Origin of the sequence: Rhodoblastus sp., assembly GCF_052145335.1 — a bacterium.
Classification (GTDB): domain Bacteria; phylum Pseudomonadota; class Alphaproteobacteria; order Rhizobiales; family Beijerinckiaceae; genus Rhodoblastus.
The window spans coordinates 1-3,778 of sequence record NZ_JBKQOU010000078.1; the positions used below are offsets into that span (position 1 = coordinate 1).

The following is a 3,778-nucleotide window of genomic DNA, read 5'->3' on the forward strand; positions in this document are numbered from 1 at the left end:
GCGTCAAGGAGGAAAAAATGTCGAGACTTGATGAGCTGAACAAGATTTTGCGCAAGCTGCAAAGCGATTCTCCCGGTCTCGAAGCCAGCGCGCTGATTTCGGAAGACGGATTGATGATCGCCAGCGCTTTGACGCCGGAACTCGACGAGACGCGCGTCGCCGGCATGACCGCGACCTTGCTCAATCTCGGCACACGCGCCGCCGTCGAACTGGCGCGCGGCGAGGTCAAGGAAGTGATCATTCGCGGCGAACGCGGTTATGCCGTCATGATCGACGCGGGTCGCGGCGCCCTGTTATTGGCCTTGGCTAACGAAACGGCCAAGCTCGGATTGATCTTCTTCGATATGCACGAGGCAATCCGCAGCCTCAGGAAAGTGCTCTAGGAATATCGTCATTGAATTCATCCGGAGCGCTTGATGGCTAATATCGAATTGTTCAACAATGGCGCCCACAGAAATATCCTGCTCGAGGATTTCGACGGCGGCGGTCTGGCGGTGCAAACCAACCAGCATGTGATCGTTCATCGCGACGCCGGAATGATACTCGATCCGGGCGGCCACAAGATCTATAGCAAGGTTCTGGCGGAAACCTTCGCCGTCCTCGGGCGCGCCAAGCTGCGCCAGATCTTTCTGTCCCATCAGGATCCCGACATTGTCGCCGCGCTGAACGGATGGCTGATGACCACAGACGCGGAGGCTTACGTGTCGGCCCTGTGGGTGCGTTTTGTGCCTCATTTCGGGCTCGACCGTCTGGTCGCCGACCGCTTGCACGGCATTCCCGACGAGGGACAGATTTTCGATTTAAATGGAGCCAAGCTGTATGCCTTGCCGGCGCATTTCCTGCATTCGGAGGGCAATTTCCAGCTTTATGACCCGACGTCGAAAATTCTCTATTCGGGAGATCTGGGCGCGTCAATCGGCCAGACTTACAGAGAGGTCTCCGATTTCGACGCGCATCTTCGTTATATGGAAGGATTCCATCGTCGTTATATGTGCTCGCGTCGCGTCATGCGCGCCTGGGCCGACATGGTGCGCACTCTCGATATTGAAATGATCGCGCCGCAGCATGGCGCGTTCTTTCGCGGCAAGGAAATGGTGAAGAAATTCATCGACTGGTGCGCCAATCTCGAATGTGGCGTCGATCTGATCACGCCGATCTTCAAAATCCCCGAAGCCTGATCTTGTCGGCGTTCCCCAAAACAGCGAGCATGGCGATCCAATTCCATGATGACAGTGAAGACCGGCAATTCCGTCTGGCCGGCGAAGACGCGCCGCTCTGGCCGGCGGTGGCCTTCGCCGCACTTGGCGTCTTGCTGGCGCTGACCGCCAGCGCCCGGGTTTTCGACGCGTGGGAAAACAAGCCGAGAGAGGTTTCAGCGACGCTCGAAGAAGGGCTGCCGCATCCCGAACCCGCGACCACTTCCGTCCCGGCCACCGAAGCCAGCGCCGAGGTCAAGCCTCCGCCGCCGAATCCTGTTGCAGTCGAGGCGCCGCCGCCGGTCGAAACGCCCGCCGCAAGTCCCTCTGTCGCCGCGCCTAGCGAAACAGTGCCGGCGCCGGCGACGGAGCCTACCAGCGAAAGTGCGTCCTCCGTCGCGAACCCGCCTGCGTCCATCGCGGCGCCGCCGACGCCAATTTGTCTGCCGGTTGTCTCGATCCCCTTCGAACGCAACAGCGCCAAACTCAAGGCCGCCGGCTCGGACCCCGCGATCACACGCTTGCTTGAATGGTTGACGACGCACAAGGACGCGATCTTGTCGGTGGAGGGCCATGCCGATTCCAGCGGGGCTGAATCATACAACGTATTGCTGAGCTTTACGCGGGCGCAAAATGTGGTGACATGGCTGGTTCATTCGGGGGCGCCCGAAGCGCGACTGGCGTCGCGCGCCGCGGGAACGCGACCGCCGACCCGCCTGACGGCCAAGGCGACGACCAATCGCCAGGTTATTCTCCAGATCGAGGGCGTCGATGCCTGCCGTGAAGACGGCGCGCCGGCGCAAGACCCATGACTCTTCTTTCCATAACCGTCGCTCTCGCCGCCGCCGTTCTGCTTTTGACGGCCGGCTATCTCATTGGCGTGCGTCGCGGCTACCATGCGCGCGAACAAATGCGCGAGGTGATTCAGCAGCAGAAACAGGCGCTGCGACTCGCGCAGCGCGAAATGGCGCGCAAGGTCGATTTGCAGGAGCAGGGCCTACGAACGACGATCGAGCAGGCTCTGGCGCCGCTGGTCGACCGCGAACGACTCGTCGTCGATCTGTCGAGTCTCAAGACCGGCGAGGGTGCGCGCGACCTGACCCTTCTGCTCGACAAGATCGCCGAAGCCGGCGGCTTCTCGACGGTCGCCTTGAGCGATTCCGAGGGCTTGCCGCTGGCGGGAAATAGCGCGGCCCAGGGTCTCGACCGCATCGCGGTGAATTCCTCCTTCGTCCTTCTGATGGCGGAGCGCATCGGCTCGAACAATCATCCAGCGCCGACATCGATCCTCGCGCGCGACACGGCTGGTCAGACGACGCTCTACCGCATCTTCGAAGTGCAGGATCAGCGCATTTCGCTTGCCGCTGTCTCCAGCGGCTCCAATCTGACGCTGGCCACCCTCGATCCGGCCCTGGCAAAAGTTTCGGGCATGCTGGCGGCAAAAGGCTGAAGTGGAAACAGCCGCGGGTAAGGCGGAATAGGAAAACGTCGGCGCAAAAAACATCGATCCCGGCGAGAATCTCTTAAGCTGAGCCGCCGTCGGTAAACTCGGCGGGACCTTGGCCAATTGCGCCCCGGACAGCCGATGCCGTCCGGGACCCGTTTTACAATACCGAATTAGGTTAGTGGCAAGGAGGCTCGCCTGGGGCGCCGCAACGCGGATGTTCGCCGGGCGGCTTGCCCTGAGGCGGAGCATGGACCTGCGGTTTGGGCTCCTGGGCAGGTTTGGCGGGTGCGGCTGCCTGCGGTTTGGGCGGCTCGACGGCATGCGGTTTGGGCGCCTCGTGCTGCGGTTGCGGCGATGCGTGCTGGGGCTGGGGTGATGCGTGCTGCGGTTGCGGCGATGCGTGCTGGGGCTGGGGCAAGGCGTGCTGTGGCTGCGGCGCCTCGTGCTGCGGCTGGGGCAAGGCGTGCTGCGACTGCGGCGCCTCGTGCTGCGGCTGGGGCAAGGCGTGCTGAGGCTGCGGCGCTTCGCGCTGCGGCTGGGGCAACGCATGTTGGGGCTGCGGCAATTCGTGCTCCGCCTTGGGCGGCATTTGTTGCGGCTGAGGCGCGGTCGGGGTGACGGTGGCGCCTTTGGGCGTTACGGCTTCGCCAGCGGGCCGGGACCGAACGACGGCGGGATCGGTCAGGGCGCCAGGACGGGGGGTGGCGGCGACCGCTGGCAGGCCATGATTTGTCGAAGCGAAAGAGGCCTCGTTCGTACTCGCCGCGCGGCGGTTTTGCAGCTGCGCTGAAGTGGGCTTTTCATGCGGTTCGTTCGCCGCCGCTGCTTCCTCGGGCGTCGGCCTGGCGGTCGTTCCACCTGCGCCGCCGTTGAAGCTGGCGTGGCCGGGGGTCACGGCTCCTGGAGGCACGGGCTCGTTATAGACATTCACGACATTATGGGAGCCGAAATTATTGACGTTCTGGTTATAGAAGAAGGCGCCATTGTTCCACCGGCCGCCCAAGTAGCCTGAACCGCCATAGCCGAAGCCATAGGCGACGCCGCCGTAAAAGCCGACATGCGGTCCCCAATAGCCGGCGTTGAAGACATAAATGCCGTTTGAAAATCCCCAATAGCCCGGCGTCCAGAGCACACC

The 3,778-nt window shown here is 62.7% G+C and carries 4 protein-coding genes and 1 pseudogene; 4 read left to right on the forward strand and 1 reads right to left on the reverse strand.

The features are described 5' to 3' along the window. From ACLP2E_RS05685 to ACLP2E_RS05700, 4 genes are all read left to right on the forward strand, one after another. On the forward strand, nt 1-383 hold a 383-nt coding region (locus tag ACLP2E_RS05685), incomplete at its 5' end, for a roadblock/LC7 domain-containing protein (RefSeq protein WP_442465385.1). A 33-nt stretch (nt 384-416) separates the two neighbouring features. Beyond that, nucleotides 417-1,178, forward strand: a complete 762-nt coding sequence (locus ACLP2E_RS05690) for an MBL fold metallo-hydrolase (RefSeq protein ID WP_442465386.1) — start codon at nt 417-419, stop codon at nt 1,176-1,178. Nucleotides 1,179-1,207: 29 nt separating this feature from the next. Continuing rightward, the gene (locus ACLP2E_RS05695) at nt 1,208-2,008 is read left to right on the forward strand and encodes an OmpA family protein (protein WP_442461640.1); all 801 of its coding nucleotides are present in this window, start codon (nt 1,208-1,210) and stop codon (nt 2,006-2,008) included. Next, complete coding sequence (locus tag ACLP2E_RS05700; RefSeq protein ID WP_442465387.1) at nt 2,005-2,646, forward strand: hypothetical protein; 642 nt, start codon at nt 2,005-2,007, stop codon at nt 2,644-2,646. Before ACLP2E_RS05695 ends, ACLP2E_RS05700 begins: the two co-directional genes overlap by 4 nt. 172 nt (nt 2,647-2,818) lie before the next feature. On the opposite strand, the pseudogene ACLP2E_RS05705 reads toward ACLP2E_RS05700, so the two are convergent. Next, nucleotides 2,819-3,778 (reverse strand): annotated as a pseudogene (locus ACLP2E_RS05705) (hypothetical protein); the annotation flags it as partial.